General features: G+C 63.8%; 15 protein-coding genes and 1 tRNA gene. 2 read left to right on the top strand and 14 right to left on the bottom strand.

The window, feature by feature from the left end; all coding sequences use genetic code 11:
* Positions 1-2: 2 nt before the first annotated feature.
* The 11 genes from QNJ86_RS05640 to cpaB all read right to left on the bottom strand — a co-directional run bounded on the left by QNJ86_RS05640 (position 3) and on the right by cpaB (position 9,672).
* The gene (locus QNJ86_RS05640; RefSeq protein ID WP_283831627.1) at positions 3-467 is read right to left on the bottom strand and encodes a hypothetical protein; all 465 of its coding nucleotides are present in this window, start codon (positions 465-467) and stop codon (positions 3-5) included.
* Entirely contained in the window at positions 464-904 is a 441-nt protein-coding gene (locus QNJ86_RS05635) for a TadE/TadG family type IV pilus assembly protein (protein WP_283831626.1), read from the bottom strand. The genes QNJ86_RS05640 and QNJ86_RS05635 overlap by 4 nt, the downstream gene beginning before the upstream one ends.
* Positions 905-984: 80 nt before the next feature.
* Entirely contained in the window at positions 985-3,063 is a 2,079-nt protein-coding gene (locus QNJ86_RS05630) for a molybdenum cofactor biosynthesis enzyme (RefSeq protein WP_420052746.1), read from the bottom strand.
* Between the two features lie 92 nt (positions 3,064-3,155).
* Positions 3,156-3,671 (bottom strand): TadE/TadG family type IV pilus assembly protein, encoded by a 516-nt coding sequence (locus tag QNJ86_RS05625; protein WP_283831624.1) that lies wholly within the window; start codon positions 3,669-3,671, stop codon positions 3,156-3,158.
* Between the two features lie 51 nt (positions 3,672-3,722).
* Positions 3,723-3,944, bottom strand: a complete 222-nt coding sequence (locus tag QNJ86_RS05620) for a hypothetical protein (protein ID WP_283831623.1) — start codon at positions 3,942-3,944, stop codon at positions 3,723-3,725.
* Between the two features lie 38 nt (positions 3,945-3,982).
* A complete protein-coding gene (locus QNJ86_RS05615) occupies positions 3,983-4,219 on the bottom strand; it encodes a class III signal peptide-containing protein (RefSeq protein WP_283831622.1) in 237 nt (78 codons plus the stop codon).
* 81 nt (positions 4,220-4,300) lie between these two features.
* Positions 4,301-5,263 (bottom strand): type II secretion system F family protein, encoded by a 963-nt coding sequence (locus QNJ86_RS05610; protein ID WP_283831621.1) that lies wholly within the window; start codon positions 5,261-5,263, stop codon positions 4,301-4,303.
* Complete coding sequence (locus QNJ86_RS05605) at positions 5,260-6,237, bottom strand: type II secretion system F family protein (protein WP_283831620.1); 978 nt, start codon at positions 6,235-6,237, stop codon at positions 5,260-5,262. The genes QNJ86_RS05610 and QNJ86_RS05605 overlap by 4 nt, the downstream gene beginning before the upstream one ends.
* Positions 6,207-7,529, bottom strand: a complete 1,323-nt coding sequence (locus QNJ86_RS05600) for a TadA family conjugal transfer-associated ATPase (protein WP_283831619.1) — start codon at positions 7,527-7,529, stop codon at positions 6,207-6,209. Before QNJ86_RS05600 ends, QNJ86_RS05605 begins: the two co-directional genes overlap by 31 nt.
* Entirely contained in the window at positions 7,517-8,974 is a 1,458-nt protein-coding gene (locus tag QNJ86_RS05595) for a CpaE/TadZ family protein (RefSeq protein ID WP_283831618.1), read from the bottom strand. The genes QNJ86_RS05600 and QNJ86_RS05595 overlap by 13 nt, the downstream gene beginning before the upstream one ends.
* Positions 8,974-9,672 carry a Flp pilus assembly protein CpaB gene (cpaB, locus tag QNJ86_RS05590; RefSeq protein ID WP_283831617.1) on the bottom strand — a complete coding sequence of 233 codons (699 nt, stop codon included), beginning with the start codon at positions 9,670-9,672 and terminating at the stop codon, positions 8,974-8,976. Before cpaB ends, QNJ86_RS05595 begins: the two co-directional genes overlap by 1 nt.
* 266 nt (positions 9,673-9,938) lie before the next feature.
* Here cpaB and QNJ86_RS05585 point away from each other — a divergent pair.
* Positions 9,939-10,013: transfer RNA gene (locus QNJ86_RS05585), tRNA-Val, on the top strand.
* A gap of 91 nt (positions 10,014-10,104) precedes the next feature.
* On the opposite strand, the gene QNJ86_RS05580 is transcribed toward QNJ86_RS05585, so the two are convergent.
* Positions 10,105-13,398, bottom strand: a complete 3,294-nt coding sequence (locus tag QNJ86_RS05580) for an ABC transporter ATP-binding protein/permease (protein ID WP_283831616.1) — start codon at positions 13,396-13,398, stop codon at positions 10,105-10,107.
* Between the two features lie 328 nt (positions 13,399-13,726).
* On the opposite strand from QNJ86_RS05580, the gene QNJ86_RS05575 reads away from it, so the two are divergent.
* Positions 13,727-14,950 carry a hypothetical protein gene (locus tag QNJ86_RS05575; RefSeq protein WP_283831615.1) on the top strand — a complete coding sequence of 408 codons (1,224 nt, stop codon included), beginning with the start codon at positions 13,727-13,729 and terminating at the stop codon, positions 14,948-14,950.
* A gap of 132 nt (positions 14,951-15,082) precedes the next feature.
* Here QNJ86_RS05575 and QNJ86_RS05570 read toward each other — a convergent pair whose 3' ends face one another.
* Positions 15,083-15,598, bottom strand: a complete 516-nt coding sequence (locus QNJ86_RS05570; protein ID WP_283831614.1) for a ferritin — start codon at positions 15,596-15,598, stop codon at positions 15,083-15,085.
* A 283-nt stretch (positions 15,599-15,881) separates the two neighbouring features.
* Positions 15,882-16,748: an NrfD/PsrC family molybdoenzyme membrane anchor subunit gene (gene nrfD / locus QNJ86_RS05565; RefSeq protein ID WP_283831613.1), complete on the bottom strand. Its 867-nt coding sequence runs from the start codon at positions 16,746-16,748 to the stop codon at positions 15,882-15,884.
* Between the last annotated feature and the right edge of the window lie 6 nt (positions 16,749-16,754).

Here is a 16,754-nt window from a genome sequence, read left to right as displayed (position 1 = left end):
CCTCATCCTTTCCCGTCATCCGCCGCGCACTGCACGACCACGCTCGTCGTATCGCCCACACGTACGCACCCCACAAACGCCCACCGATACTGTCCGACCTCCTTCAGAAACGAGCCGCTCGCCCCGTCTCCGCCCGGCACCACCGTCCAGCCGTGGTCGCGCATGAGGCCTTCTACCTGCTTAAACGCTTCCGCTGGAGTGCCACGCGCCGTGAAGCCCACCACCGAGCCTTCCGGACTCACACGAACGTCTTCGAAGCTGGCCGCGCACAGCACCTCATCTTCGAACCCTGCCGGGAGTGCGGGCGAACCGTACGTCTCACCAACTTCCGTGGCGATAACGTGTGACGCCTCGGCCAGCACACTTGGCGCACCAAGCGCACCTACCACGTGCAGTACCAGCGCAATTACCAGCAACACGCCCAGCACCACAGCCGCCCTTCGCAGACGACGCGCCTGCTCGCTCATAGCAACACCCCCGGTTTGTACGGCTCCACCACCAGCGCCACCGAGTGTTCCAAGTGCGGCAGCGCCACGCCGAACACCGACGACTTCAATCCCATGCCAAACAACGTCGGCGAGAACTCAAGCGTTGCCGTGAACCGCACCGCGCCTCCGGACACTCCTTCCGTCGCCACGCGCGAGGCCAGGTAGGGCTTGTCGAAGGCCGCTTGAACGGTCTGCTGCACCAGCGCCTGGCTCTGCTCCAGCCCCTGCCCGTAGGCCGGGGAGGTCGCATACACGCGCACCGCCTCGCGCGCCGTTCGGTCAAATGCCGCGCACTCCGAGAAGAACAGAAGCACGTTCACGGCAATCACCGCCACCACCAACAGCACCGGAAACACCACGGCCAACTCCACGGTCATCTGGCCCGCCTCGCGCGCACCGTGCCGCGCACGACCCACGTCCGGGGTAACTCTTCCCGGCAGCGCACGCCCTGGCGAAGCGCGGTTGGCGCGCGGGTGCCTCTGAACGCACGCCTGTTTCACTCCCACGTTCTCACCCCCGTCACCTGGGCATACACTGAGCGCACTGCATCCGCCGCACTGCTCACCAAGTCCGCCGCCGCATCGCGCGCCGCTTGAGGCAGTGCGATGGTGAGGGGTATCTCCGGCCCGCCGTCGCCAAACAGCTGCACCGACGCTATCTCCACCGTGCCATCAAGCGACGCAATGCCTTCGATAGCCGCCGCTTCCGCCGACGTCACCACCGACGAGAACAAATCTGTCGATGCCAGCGGGTGCGCCACCGCCTGGGCCTTCACCGCCAAGAACCGCGCCGAGAACGCCGTGTCGTCCGCACCGGCAACGTGCGCCGAGTTCACCAGTACCGGTTTGAGCGCGCCGAGTTTTGCGGGTTCCAGTCCGAGAGCCGCCACGGCCTTTTGGAAGGCACTCGCAGCCCACGACCCCAACCCGCTCGCGCTCGCAAACGGCAGAGCGTCCACGGCACCCTCAAGAACTCGCCCGATGGCATCCTGCCCCTCAAGGTAGGCGCTCAGCAGCCCCGACCAACAATCCAGCACCACACCAAGCGCACCCGTCACCGCGCCACCTTTGTCCTTCAGGCCGTCCAACAGGGAATTCAGCACGTTCTTCCCTTCGTCCGACCCTTCGTCAAGCAGTGTTGCAGCCGACACCGCAGCCCGCGCCCCCAGCGACCCTGCCTCATGCACAAACCCGCTGGCAAACCCTGTGGATGTCGGCGCGGCGCTCGTGTTCGCCACCAGCACCACCGCTCCGTAGCGCCCCGGCGGTGCCGCATCAATGCGCTTACTGCTCACCTGTCGCAGAAGATCCAAACATTCGTCAAAGAGACCGCCCGCCTTCTCCTTCACCTTGCGCGCCAGCGGATCGAGCTTCGCACGCGCTTGCTCATACTCATCCGCCGCTTGCGCCACCGCTTCGTAGTGGTACTCAAAACCGTTGTCGATAGACGTGGATGCCGCCGCAACCTTGCCCATGCTTGACGCCGTGAACCCGCATTCTGAACAGGTGGAATAGCCGCCCTGCTCCATCTGAGCGATAGAGCCCATGCCCGTCGCACCCGCCGCCGCAGGACACCCGCTCCACGCATGCATGACCGGCCCGCCCTCGCCCTCCGTCACCGGATAGGCCACCTCCGTGTACAGCGCGGTCGCGCGCATCTCATCGGTGTTCTTCGGCAGGTGAGGAAACAGCGCGTCGAACGAGTCCTCCGTCTCGTGCACGTAGCCCCGCCCCAGCTCAGCCGTTGCAAAGCGATAGAACCGCAACCGCAGCGCCGAACGCGCTCGCTCTTCGGTTGACGAGCCCTGCGGTGCCTCCACCGCCAACCGCTTCACGTAATACGCACGCGCCCGTTCGAGCGGCACCGAGAACGACCAGGCATCCACGCTGTTAAAGCGCGGGTTGTCCCCACCGGAAAGCCCCGCCAGCGTGCGCGCCCGCTCGGACATGCAGTAGCCCGGCTCGTCGCCGCAATCGCGGCGAAACGCTCGCTCCTTGCACGCATTCGCTTCCTCAGCTGCCTGTTCGGCCTGTTCACCGGCACGTTTGATGTCCTCAGACTCCGCCTCGGCGCGGTCAGCCAAAGCATGCGCGCCTTCCATGCCGCCCACTTCTATGGGCTCGCCCTCAGCGGGCGCCAGCACAGCCAGGGCCACATAGGACGCATTCATCGGGCCGCCATTGTTGGCCGACGCCACGTGCGCGGCGCTGGCCGCCGCCAAAAACGGCAGCGCTTTTTGCAGGCGGTTCAAACCCTCCGCTGCCTTTTCAGCGAACGAATCGCGCGCCTTGGCCACGTCACGCCCGGCCTTGAGCAGGGCTTCCGAGGCGGGTGCCGTGACGGGCGTACAGAGCGCGGCTACGCCCAAGCCCGTCACCACAATGCTGGTAAGCGACAGCGTGAGCACCACGGCATCGCACGCCCGCACCACAATCATGAACTCCGCCACCTGGTTCTCGGCGGCAAGCGCGGCGGCATCCGCCACATCCTGCACGTCGGCAGAGGCCGAGGTCACGCGGTACACCTGCGCCGTCGTAAACACCAGCGACAGCGTTATCAGCAAAGCCAGCGCCATGCCCACCGTGGTAAAGCCCTCTTCGTCGCGGAACAAGCCGAACGGCCGGCGGCAACGCCACCGCAAATGCACCGCGCACCCTTTCCCGAACTTCACGACAACCACGCCCCAATCCAGCCTGCCGGGTCGCGCCCCGCCTCGGCCCCGTTCACCCAGTCAGGCTGGGTGGGCAGCGAAGCGGTTACCTCAAGGGGAAGCCGCCCCGCCCCATCCGTCATACCCAAGAGGGTGGCGCCAGCATCCAGCAAAGGCAGGGGCTTCAGCTTGTTTGCGATGGTCACCGACACGGTGTCCGACGCTTCGTCGCCCGAAAGCGTAATGTCCCAGCTACAGCCCCCGCCGTGCACATGGAAGCAGTCGTGCTGCGGCACGGCCGATAGGCGGTGGCGCACGAAGGCCTCGCACGCCGCATCCATGTCACCCAGCGCACCCGTTTTGGTGGCGAGAAGCCGGCAGCCCTCAGCCGCAGCAGCCTGCATGACCAGGCGGTCGTACAGGATGATGCCCGGCTGCAGCAAAAGCAGCAGCGCCAAAAACAGCACGGGTATCACAAACGCCGCCTCCACGGTGCCCTGCCCGCGCTCAGTGCGCCGGATTCGCCTGCCCATAACTCGCCTCCTTATCGTCACCGCGCCACTTCCGTGCGCCGCCTTGCCTTATCAGTACAAAAACACGTCCGCCACGCCGCCTGGAGCGGTGCCCTGCACATGGTGAGAGGCCGCCATCAGCGCATGCTCCACGAAGAGCCCGCCTTCAAGGGGCCGCCAGAGCACCCCCAGCGCTACCACCAGCGCCAGAAACGCTGCGGTCATCACGGCATACTCAACCGTGCCCTGCCCGTGCTCGCACCCAGCAGCGCGACGCGCACACCTTCCGCACACCGCGCGCCTTCGCCACCACCGCCGTACGCCCGACGCACTCACAAGCTGTTAATGCCGGCAGCAATGGCATCCCATAACTCTTGAAGTTTTGGCCTGAATACCGTGATGGCGATAATCGCAATGACTACCAACACACCGACCAAAATCGCATACTCGGTGGTGCCCTGACCCTTTGTCTCCGCGAGGTGCATCCGCGCACGCACCATGCCGCGAACGCACGTCGCCCTCACCTGTTCGCACAGACTTGTTCTGCCCATTGTGTTCTCGCGTTCCATAACCTCTCTCCTTTCCTTGGGGTATTCCTTTTGCAGTGCGCAGCTTGCAGCCGCAGCACACGTGCACCTTTTTATTGCTGCTTAAAATCCGTCGATCAGCTCCAACAGTACCGGGCCCAACACCAGCAGCAGCATGGCGGGCAGGATGAGCGCACCCGTGGGTAGCATCATCTTGACCGGGGCTTTAGCCACTCGTTCCTCCATGCGCGAGCGATGTTCCACCCGCGCTTGTGCAGCTGCCGCCTCAAGACCCTCGGCCAAAGAGGTGCCAAAGCGAAGCGACCGAACCACGTTATCCACCACGCGCGCCAGCTGATCCGATCCGTACGATGCCGCCAAGCCACGCAAGGCTTCCTCGCGCGTCGCCAGCCCCATTGACCAGCGGCGATGCGTTGACGCACAGGCCTCTGCGAACGGCGAGGCAAAGTGCGCCCCGTACAGCTGGAAGCTCCGGTCAAACGACAGCCCGCTGCGCAAGCCCAGCGCCACCACCTCCAACATTTCCGACAGGTGACGCTCTGCCTGGGTGGTGCGCTGGCGCTCCACGTCGCGCACCGCCCACTTCGGCGCCGCGGAACCCAGAAACAGCCCCAGCACACCCAACAGCGCAGCCATCTCGTTCGACAGGACGGCACCCACCAACCCACCCACCGCCGCAAACACCAATGCCAAACGCAAACGCGCTTCGGCGAACCCCACTGCCGTCACTTCCGAGACCAAGCCCGCACGCAGCGCATGCTCGGCAAGCCACGCCTCCGACCTGCGGGGACGCCCACCGCTTACGCCCGCGCCAAAGTCACCCGGCACAAGCGGCCGCGTCGCCTTGAACGCAATTCGGCGGCTCAGTTCCACCACATAACGCACCACCGTTTCAGCAAGACCCTTGGGCTTGCCGGACGCACCCGCGAAAGCCCCGGCCGCATGACGCAGCGCACTGCGACGTTCGGCGGCTTGGCGACGCTCGCACCAAGCACGTGCCGCACATGTTCCCGCCACGGCCGCCAGCACGCTCGCCAGCCCCGCGAGCGACATTAGCGCGCTCACGATTCCGCCCCCACGGCCAACATGCGCCGCACCAGCAGCACGCCGGCCGCCTGCATGGCCAGCGCCACCGCCAGAAGTGCCCAGCCGGCTGCGCTCTCGAAAAACGGGGCCAGGAAGTCTTCACTCACCAGCGAAAACACTGCCACCAGCACGAAGGGCATCAGGCTGACAATGCGAGCCGACAGCTTCGCCTGCGCCGTCTGCACCTTCAGCGAGCGCCTGAGCGCAAGCTCGCCCTCTACGGTGTCGCGCGCCGCTTCCAGTACCTGATGCAAGCTGCCACCGGCCTGGTGCTGCACATCGAGCGCCACCGCAACGAACGCCAGCTCGGGCACGGACGTGCCACGTCTCAGTTCCTCAAGAGCTTCCGACGCGCTGCCGCCCGTTTCCAACACGTGCGCCGCGCGGGCAAACGGCAGGTGCAGCGGGCCCTTCGTCTCGCTTGCCACCTGGCCAAACGTCTGCATCAGCGTGAGCCCCGCGTCAAAGCAGGCCGAAAGCGAGCGCAGCACGTCGGGCACGGCTTCACGCACGGCATCACGGCGCTTATCACCCGTCGCGTTGAGGGCAACCACGCTCGCTGCCACCGCACACGCTGCCACCGCCACCGCACCCACCAGGCTGCGCGACACCACAAATGCCACCGTTGCCAGAGCAATTACTCCCGCCACCGCCACGGACAGCAGCGCGCGCTCGGTCGTGATGAAGCGCCGCCGCGCCAATTCCTGCACGGCCTCGTTCGCCACCCGTTCCACCCGCACCAGACGTAAGAGCGCTTCAGCCACCGGCAGAAAAGGCGCAAAGCCATTGCGCAGTCGCCACGCGAGCCGACCCGCCCGAGGCGCATCTTCGCCGCGCGCGGATGCCACCACGTCACGGCGCCGGGGTGCGGCCCCGTAGGCGTACACCGCGCTCAAGCCCGTGCCAAACGCAAGCGCCGCACTCAGGCCGCCAAAGAGCATGCTTGCTTCCATGCCGTCACCTCCCTCGATGCAGCGCAGCCACGCGACGGAAGGTCTTCCAGCCACGCCGGCACACCCACCCACTGCCCGCTGCGCTCGCCTTCCTCACGTTTGAACAGGGTTTCCACCGTGCAGCGACGCCGTTCTTCATCGAAGCCCAGCTGCGCCACCTCGGCGATGCGCCGCGACCCATCCAGCGAGCGCGCCGTCTGCACCACCACGTCAATGGCGCTGGCGATGTTCGCCTCAATCACGTCCACCGGCAGATCGGCTCCGAAGCGCACCATGGTGGTGAGGCGCGCCACCGATTCCTGCGGCGAGTTCGCGTGCAGCGTGGTGAGCGACCCATCATGGCCCGTGTTCATGGCCTGTAACATGTCGAGTGCTTCCGCCCCGCGGCACTCACCAACCACAATGCGATCGGGACGCATGCGCAACGCGTTCGTCACCAAATCGCGGATGGTTACCTCACCGCGACCCTCCGCGTTGCGGGGGCGCGCCTCCAGGCGCACGACGTGCGGGTGTTCCAAAAAGCGCAGCTCAGCCGAGTCTTCAATAGTGATGATGCGTTCCTCGTGCGGAATCACACACGAAAGCGCATTCAGCAGCGTGGTCTTACCGCTACCCGTGCCGCCCGACACGGCTACACTTTTGCGGGCACGCACGGCCCACACGAGGAACTGCCGCATGCGTTCGTCGAACGAGCCGCCACTCGCCATATCTTCCAGCGTCATCACGCGACGCGTGAACTTACGAATGGTGAGCACCGAGCCGTCCAACGCGAGCGGCGGAATGACCGCGTGCACGCGATGACCTTCCGGCAAACGGGCGTTCACCAGGGGAGATGACTCGTCGATGCGCCTCCCCAGCGGCCCTAAGATGCGGTCGATGAGCGCCCGCAACTGCCCCTCGTCGGCAAAGGTGCGCTCGCTTGGGAACAGCCGCCCCTCGCGTTCGAAGAACACGCTGCGCGGCCCGTTCACCATGACTTCGGTAATGGTGTCGTCCGCCAGCAGCCCTTCCAAGGGACCGAAGCCAAACATGGCATCCAAGAGGCCGCCCTCCAGCTGGGCACGCCGCTCGGTTGACACCTCGGCCCACGCCGCGTCCTCGAAGGCCCGCCGACAGGCACTGCGCACCTCATTGCGCGCTCGCTCGGGGTTCTCCGCCTGCAAGGCTGCCACCTCATCGGCCGACAGCAAGTCCTGCACCTGGGCTTTCAGCTCATCCAGCCCGGGGCCCACCGGAGTAACGAACCGCGTTCCTTCTCCACTGGCCTTTTGCGCGCGCTCTAGCAGGGACATGGCACGGCCCCCCTCCCGCGACGCCGACCGCGCATCAACCGACGTTCGGGCTTGGCGCTGCGCGGTTCGGCCAGACGCAGCACGCGCCCCTCACAGTCGGGCAGAATATCCACCAGCACGTGCTCTAAGCTCGTACACAACTCGTTTTTCGCGGCCACCAAATCCAGTGGTTGACCTGCACCGACAACCTCTTCCACCTCGCGACCACCGTCGCGCAACTCCACCGCATGCGCGCCCTGCAGCGCACACGACACGTCCAGCGACGTGAGCAACGCACCCTTGGCACAGCGGTTCGCGGCGAACACGAAGGGCCCGGTTGCTATGCCGCAACGCGCACACAAGTCGAGTGCATGACGGCACGCTCGCAGCGACGAGGGCCGCTGGTCAACCAAAAAGAGGGCCTTTGAGCTGCGCTCAAGCAGAAGGGCATGCTGCTCTTCCCACGATGCCCCCGTGTTCGCCACCACCACGTCGAAGCGGCGCAGCAGCTCATCAAGCAGCGCCGGCGCGTCGTGCACCACCGCCTCGGCGTCCTCCAGATGTCGCGGCGCTCCCAACAGTGCGGGTGTGAGGCCCTCGGGCTCCAGTCGCTCGAGGCGCGCGGGCGAAGCCAGCACCTCGTCAATCCCCGGCGCGTCGGGACGCCCCAGCAAGTCGCGCATGTCGCCGAACTGCAAGTCGAAGTCCAACAGCAAGGTGCGATAGCCCAACCCCTGCGCGAACAGGGCTGCCAACGCTGCAACGGTGCTCTTCCCCGCGCCGCCACTGCCGCTGACCACGGGCAACAGGAACCCGGGCTTACCCGAAGTCGCGCCCACAGCGGCCGGTGCCGCCACAGCACCGCCCGCACCATACGCCGCTGGCCCCGCATTCACAGGCGCACCTGCACCCGCAACTGCTCGAGCATCGCGGCCACCCGGCGCGCCCTCCGGCCACCCGCGCACCGCCGTCCGCGGCTCGCCAACCGCCGAATACGCACTGCCGGGCCACCCGCGTTCCGCCACCGGCGGCATGACACTCGCACCCCCAGCGGCACCCTGACCAGCCACGCCACCTGCACCGCCCGTGCCAGCCACCCCGCCAGCATGACGCCGCTTTGCCGCCGCATAGCGCTCGGCAAACGCCTGACCCGTGAGCGACGCATCCACACCAGCAGCACTCGCCCTGCTCATGAGCGAGCCCGTGTTCTGAAACGCCAGCAAACACACGCGCACATCGGCCCTATCGCGCTTGAGCGCAGCAGCCAGGTTGATGGGTTCCACGTCCTCACAACCCGCCACCCACACCTCTTCCACGGCGTACTCGTTGCGCAAGTAGCGCCGCGCATCCTGCCCCGTGGCGAACAGACGAAGCCAGTCCTGAGCCGCCAAGTTCTCACCCGCAAGACCAATGAGTTCGGGGCGCCGCATGCTCTCGGCATCGGCGCACAACATGATGGGAGCCATCAGAACACCCCCTCTCCGCCAGCAACGCCATCGCCAGCGCCATCACCCACACCAGCGCCCGCACCCTCAGCCGGCAGCGCAAAGTACAACTCAGCCTTACGCGATGCCGCGATAATCTCCTGCACCGATTCCGGCTCCACCGCCACCATGACCCACGTGGTGTCGGCCGCCGCCTTGCCGTCGGCCACGCTCGCGCTCGTCTTCAGCACCAGCACGTTGCGCGCGATGGCTGCCGTGGAAGTGTCGCCCGTGGCATACATATCCACGCGCACGCCAGGAGCCAGCGCGCCACCCACGGCCTGCACCGTTTTCGCCGGCACGCTGAGCGCTGCCAACCCCTGCGGCACATCGAGCGCCGCCGCGGCCTGCCCGAAGCGCTGAAGCGACACCACCTCACCAGCCAAAATGTTCGACGTGGCGATGCGCCCCACCACATCCGACGTAGAGCGCGCCGCATCCGCGGGCAACAGGTCGGCCACCCACAGCTTTGTTTCCACCGTCCCGGCTTCCACGCTCTCACCCGCCGCTATGTCGCGACGCGCCACGCACACCTCAATCTGCTCGCCGCCGTAGCGCGAGAGCGCCTCCGCGCGGGCAGCCTCCGCCTCGCCCCGCACGCTTTGCAGGTAGGCGAACACGCACGCGGCGCACAGCACTCCGCACGCCACGCCCATCACCATCGTCTTCTTTCGTTTCATTCGCAGCCTCCGCATCCTGGGAATCCGTGGCCCCTAGTATGCAGCCGCAACCTTACCGTTCGACCGTCCGCACACCCCTCACAGAACCGTCCAGATCCTGCCAAATTACGGCGCGCCGACCGTCCGCAGGCCGTCGCTTCTACGGCGCCGAAACGGCGCAAATCCAACGAAAATATGACAGTGCAGGTGGCAAGGCCGGTTTTTTGCGTTGCACGATTGGGGAATCTGTGGCAGAATGAGCGTTCCGTCGCAAAGCGACAACAAAAGGGCGATTGGCGCAGCGGGAGCGCAGGTGCTTTACACGCACAAGGTCACTGGTTCGAACCCGGTATCGCCCACCAGAATGCACAAGAGGCCGGACATCGTCCGGCCTCTCTCATTTTCAGAAGTTGTTCACGCCGCGCGGGCTCTCCACCCGTGCAGTCGCGCCCCCTACTCGCTCCTCAGCGCCTCCACTGGGTCCTCGCGGGCGGCAGCGCTTGAGGGGAACAGGCCCGCCACAAACGTCAGCAGCACGCTGATACCCACCAGCACAATGGCGGCCTGCCACGGCAGTGCGGCCACATTCGCCACGTCAAACAGCGAATACACGATAGCGTTCGCGGGAATACAGGCGAGCGCCGTCACGCCTATGCCAATCACTCCCGCCGTGAAGCCCACAATAATAGTCTCGGCGTTGAACACGCGGCTGATGTCGCCCTTGCTCGCGCCGATGGAGCGCAGGATGCCAATTTCCTTCTTGCGCTCAAGCACACTAATATAGGTAATGACGCCAATCATGATGGACGACACCACCAGCGAAATGGCCACAAACGCCACCAGCACATAGCTGATCATGTTCACAATGTCGGTGACCGAGGACATGAGCGCGCCCACGAAGTCCGTGTACGTGATGACCTTGTCCTCCTGGCCGTCGTCGGTCATACGCGTGTTGTACTCGTCCAAAATCTCAATGACGTGCGCTTTGCTTTCGAAGTCGATGGGGTAAATGTCAATGCCGCCCGGCTTCGCGAAGTCGGCGTATCCCAGCTTCTTCAGGTTGTTGTCGTACGAGGCTTCCTCGGCGCCCATCATGGACATCATCAACTCGCCGAGTTCCTTCTCGTCCATGTTCATCTTGAACGCGTTTTGGAAGGCATCGGTATCAATGCTCATGGCGTTGGCCAGCGATGATGACATTTGCGTCATCGACTGCTGCATCACCGCACCCATCTGAGTTTGCAGCGAGCTTGCCATCTGCGTCATGGCCGTAGTCAGCACCGTTTGCATATAGCTTTGCATGGCGGTGGACAGCTGCGTTTGCAGCGAGGTGGCAATGGCCTGCTGCAGCGCGGGCATCAACTGTTCTTGCAGCTGCGCGCCCAGTTGCGCCTGCAACTGCTCCTGGAGTTGGGTTTTCAGCGCCTCTTCCATGCCGTCCATGTTGATGGATTCCTTCACGGCCGCAGCCAACGTGGCGTTCACCTCGTCAGACGCCAGGTAGGCCTGCATCGCCTGCGCATAGCCCTCGTACTCGCTCGCGTGCTGGGCATACCAGGGGAAGAACCCCTGCATCACCGTGCCCATGGCGCCGGTCAGCTTCGAGGGATCAATCGTGGGCTGTATGCCATCGAACGACAATTCCAGGTTGCTCAAATCGAACGTCAGGTTGCTCAAGTCCAGGTTCGACCCAATATCAAGGTTGAGCGACGACGCGTCGAACGGCGGCAGCGACGTCATGTCAACGCTCATGCTGGACATATCAAGCGACATCCCCGACATGTTCCCCATGCCGGCCGTAAGCGCGCTCTCGTCAATCTTGAACGCGGCCTGCAGCGCCGATTCGTCCACCGTGAACAGGGACTCCATGCTAAACGAGCTGCCGTCCTCGTCCTCTTCACCAAACGGCTTGCCGGTGAACACGTTGATGTCGGGCTTCGCCAACTGGTCTTTCACAATCTTGCTGTTGGCGGCGTTCTCGATGATGTGCGTCGTCAGTTCAGACGGATAGTTGATGCCGGCGCTCAACATGGTGGCGCTGGCGTCTTCGCTTGGCTGCACCACGCCCACCACGCGCAAGTCCTCGCCGTGCTCCACCAGCGAGCGCAGGTAGTCCTTGTTGTCGGTCTTGTCCTTCCACACGCCGAACTCTTCGTCGTACTCGTAGTAGTCCGCAGCGTTGACCAGCTTGAACGTTACGTTCAGAATGTCGTCGTAGGAGTAGGGTTTCAGGTCGCTCGGCGTGACCACGTCCTCTTCGGCAGCGAACTGCTCCACCATGCGGTCAAGTTCCGACGCGTCGCGCAGGCCCAGCGAGTACTGCATGAAGTCGCTGATGTAACCATTGCTGGTGAGTACCAGCACCACTTCGTTGGCCGATTCAGGCCACCGGCCCGCCTTTACGTCGTACTGGTTTTGGTACAAGTTCGGGTTGCTGGGCATTTCGTAGAACACGTCGGTGCTCATCGACATGGACATAAGGCTGTTCGTGCTGTTCGACGAACCCAAGCCAATGGACGCGAACGACTTGTCCGGGTTCACCTGGCGCAGGTTCTCGGTGTTCGAACTGAAAATCTGCGGCGTGGCATTGTAGCTGTACTCGATGGCATTCGTGTACTTTTCGATGCCGCTTTCGCCGCTGTCGAAGTACTCTTTCAGCGCCGCGAGGTCGTTCGACCCGATACTCGACAGCATGTTGGTGAGCATCTGTGACACGCGCACCTGGTCGTTGCCGGAGTCACCGTCGCCGCCCCCGTCGCCGTCACTCGCGCCGCCACCGCCGCCCATGCCCAACATCATCGTCGTCATGTCGAAGCCGGTACTCTGAATTTGCAGCGGGTATTCGGACAGCGTGTCTTCTTCCACCGACTTAATATAGTTGTTCACGCCGTTGGCCAGCGCCAAAATGGCCGCGATGCCAATAATGCCAATGGAGCCCGCGAACGCCGTCATTAACGTGCGGCCCTTTTTCGTCATGAGGTTCTTAAACGACAGCGAAAGCGCCGTGAGGAAGGACATCTTCGTGCGTTGAACAGGCTTTTCGCTCACACGCATGTCTTCAACCGTGGGATCGAAGGGGTCGGTATCACTGCGGATAACGCCGTCGGCCAAGTTCACAATACGGGTGGCGTATTCCTCAGCCAGCTCCGGGTTGTGCGTAACCATGATGACCAGACGGTCGTTCGCAATCTCGGTAAGCAGATCCATAATTTGGACGCTCGTTTTAGAATCCAGCGCGCCGGTGGGCTCGTCGGCCAGCAGGATCTCCGGGTCGTTGATGAGCGCACGCGCAATGGCCACGCGCTGCATCTGACCGCCAGACAGCTGGCTCGGCTTCTTGTTTACGTGGTCGCCCAGGCCCACGCGCTTGAGCGCACGCACCGCGCGGTCGTGGCGTTCGGCACGCGAAACGCCCGACAGCGTCAGCGCCAGCTCTACGTTCGCCAGCACCGTCTGGTGCGGAATGAGGTTGTAGCTTTGGAACACGAAACCAATGCGGTTGTTGCGGTAGGCGTCCCAGTCCTTGTCCTTGTACTGCTCGGTGGAGATGCCGTCGATGATAAGGTTGCCGGAATCGTAGTGGTCGAGGCCGCCCACGATGTTCAGCAGCGTGGTCTTACCGGAGCCCGACGGCCCCAGAATGGCTACGAACTCGTTGTCGCGAAACGACACGCTCACGTTGTCGAGCGCCGTTTGGGTAAAGTCGGCCGTGGTGTAGGACTTACATATATCGAGCAACTGGAGCATTGCGTGGCCTTTCAAAACGCCGCGTAGGCGGAACCCGGCGGCGCGCTGGTTACTAATTAGTTAACGCTTTGTTGAACATGGTAAATTTTCCTGCTGCTGGGGCGGCGAGAACGGCCAATCTCCACGAGTTTACCGAACGGTTACCTTTTGCCGACAAAAGACCTTCAACGTAGCCTCTCCTGCGTCCGACCGGCATCTTTGCGGCCGCGACGGGGCGCGCAGCAGCGTCGCAACACGCCCACCCAGGCCGCCGACAGGCGGATTCGCAGAAAGCCGCGCGCCGTTTGCCCGTATAATAGGTGGCTCACTAAGGAGGGGTACTGAGAACATGAATCCGCGCACACATGAATGGTCGCCGCTTGGCTTGGCGCTGTCCTGCGTGCTGGCGGCTCTTGCGGCATGCGTGCACGCCGACAACATTTTGCTGCATCTGTACGAAGCGGCCGGAACAGCCAGCCTGTTCGCGGGCGCATTTATGGCGGGCGCGGTGGCGCTGTGCGCGGCGGTGGCCGTGTCGGCGCACGACGACGAGCACCGGCGACACTCCGTGGGCGCGGGCCTGGCCAGCGCCGGAGCGGGCGTGCTGTGCGCCGCCTTCAGCGGTGCGCTACCGCCGGTAATTGCGGCCGTGGGCAGCGGCGTGTTGCTGGGCTTCGGCCTGACCTGCCTGCTGCGTCAGTGGGGGCGCTACTATCGTTCGTTTGGTTTCAAGGGTGCCCTCTTTAGCACGGGGCTGTCGTTTCTGCTGGCATCGTTTCTTTGGTGGGCCGTGGCGAATGCGGGCTCACCGTTTTTGTTCTGCCTCGGGCTGTTTGTGCTGGTGCTGGGCGGAGGCTTTCCGCTGCTTGCAGACGAGATCGTGCGCGCCGACGAAGTGCGCGCGGGCTTTCGCCGCCCGGAGAACTGGGTGCCGCTCATTACCATTTGGCAGGTCATGCGCCAAGGGTGGGCCGCCGTGGCCGGGCTCATGCTGTCGTTTTTCATGCTGGGACTGACGTTTGAGCCAACCGCCGCGGGACTGGTCTCGCCCGCCGCGCCGCTACCCCTGCCCTACCTGGTGGCAGCCGTGGGTGTGTGCTGGACAGCAGCCCGCGCGCAGAAGACGCACTCGGGCATTTTGAAGGTGTTCTACCGCGTATCGCTTCTAGTAGCAGCCGCGTTTATGCTGGCCGGAGCCTTCGCGTTGGGCATGGACGTGCCCGCAGCGAGGGCGCTTGGCGTGCTGACGCAGGTGGGTGCCGCCGTGTGCAACATGCTGGGCCTGGTGATTTTGTTTTGGTCGGCGAAGAGTTCGGAAGTGGGCTTCTCCAAGATGTTTGCCGCTTTCTGCGCAAGCTGCGCCGCCAGCATGGCGCTGGGTATGGCCGCGTTTTACTTGGCGGGCGCAGGGGCGGAAGCCATTGTGGTTGCCCTCGCTGCCGCCTACCTGGCCGCGATGCTCGCCGCCGAAGGCACCACCGCGCTCACGCGCGCGAAGAAGGCGCGTGCAGCGGAGACCCCCGCAAGCGGAGAGCCACTGGAAGAAGAAACCGAGCGCGAACTTCTTTCGTAGTTCGCTTTGCAAACCGGCTGTCTGGGCGAAGAGCGACTCCCCTATAAATAGATAGAAAGCCATGAGACAAAAACGGCCCGCCACTCCAACAAGAGCAGCGGGCCGAACGTAAGCAAGTTGCGGACGCGCGCGTTACTCGGCGGCCAACGGGGTCGGGACGGAGTAGACGCGCGCGGCGTTCTCCTTGTCCAGGTCGTAGAGCGCCTTCGCGTCGGAGCCGAACAGCTTCATGCGGGTGATCATCTTCTCCGCGTTGTCCTCTTCCTCCTGCTGCTCTTCGATGAACCAGTCGAGGAACTTGCACGTGCGATAGTCGCGCACGTCGGCCGCAGCGGCGTAGATGTCGTTGATGAGGCTGGTCACGTACTGCTCGTGCTCAAGCGCCGCCTCAAGCGGAGCCAGGAAATCGGAGAACTCCTTGTCGGGCTGGTCGATGGCCAAGAGCTTCACCTTCTGGCCGTTCTCATGCAGATAGTTGCGGAAGATCATGGCATGGTCGCGCTCTTCCTGCGCCTGGATTTCGTACCAGTTGGCGAAACCCTCAAGGCCCTGCTCCTCGTAATAGTCGGCGAAGGACAGATAGAGGTAGGCGGAATACAGTTCCTTGTTGATCTGGTCGTTCAGCAATTCGTACACGCGTGCATCCATGCAGATTCCTCCTTGTTCGCGACGGCACCGCTCTGCAATGCCCCTGTTCATGTCCCGTTTATGATACCCCCGATCACTCATTTAACCCCCACCACCCCGCCGAATTCACACAGACCGCAAGGACGAGCGCGAAGCGCGTCACACTTTTAACAACAAACGCCGCGCCTGAAGGGGAAAGGCGCGGCGTCGTTGTATAACGGCAGGCTTCCAAGAGGAAGGAGGGGAACCCTCGGAAGCCGCCCAGCACCCCGCCGCAACACGGCGGCGAGGGCACGGTGTCAACCTACAGAAACAGCACGGGCAGGGCTGCCAGTATCACCAGCAGGCGCAAAAGGAAACCGCCCACCAACACGCCAGCTTCGCCAATAAGGCTTACCACCAGCGACGTTGTGGACGTTTCCACGCGCCGGGCAATAAACACCGGATAGCCCTCAATCAAAAACGGCACTACCAAACCCAAAAGCACAATGCCGCCCCAGAACGCGGGCGCGAACTGCCCCGCAATCAGCGAGTGCACCGAAGCCGCGCCCTCAAAACTGCCGGCGCTCACAATAACCAGCATCGTGAACAGCACCACCATCTCGATGGCCGACAAAATAACGTGCGATTTCTTAATCAGCCACATGCGTTCAAAGCGCTCGCGGTCGGTCACCAAACCTACCAGCGACGTGGCCGCCAGCCCCGCCGACAGCGCGGACACCACAAACAGAATAGGCAGAATGGCGTTGTTCCATAGCGGATACGCCTTCACCACGCCCAGCAAAAAGCCCGTGTAGGCCGCCACGGCGAACGCAAACACAATGCCAATCCACGTGAGCCACTTCGGCACGCGCTTCTTCAGCAGCTCAAGCACGGCCACCGCCAGCGTCACCGGCATATAAATGCAGATGAAGTACACGCCCAGCGTCATCACCGAGCCCGGGTTCGATATAAGCCAGAAGAAGCGCAGTGGGTTGTGCAGGCCAGCCTCGGCGTCCAGCATCAGCATGAGCAGGCCAATGCCCACGAACACCGGCGCAATTATGCGGCCCGCGACGCGCATTTTCACGCTGTCGGGGTACTTGGCCTCCACAAACGCGGCCGTGAGAAACGCCCCGGCCGAGGCGCCGGCCAGAAACAGGTACCACGCAATCATAGGTCCCCATACCATTGCTTA

The sequence above is a fragment of the Gordonibacter faecis genome (genome assembly GCF_030077735.1).
GTDB classification, from domain to species: domain Bacteria; phylum Actinomycetota; class Coriobacteriia; order Coriobacteriales; family Eggerthellaceae; genus Gordonibacter; species Gordonibacter faecis.
Note: the sequence above shows the minus strand (reverse complement) of the source record. Positions and strands in the feature narration are given on the sequence as shown.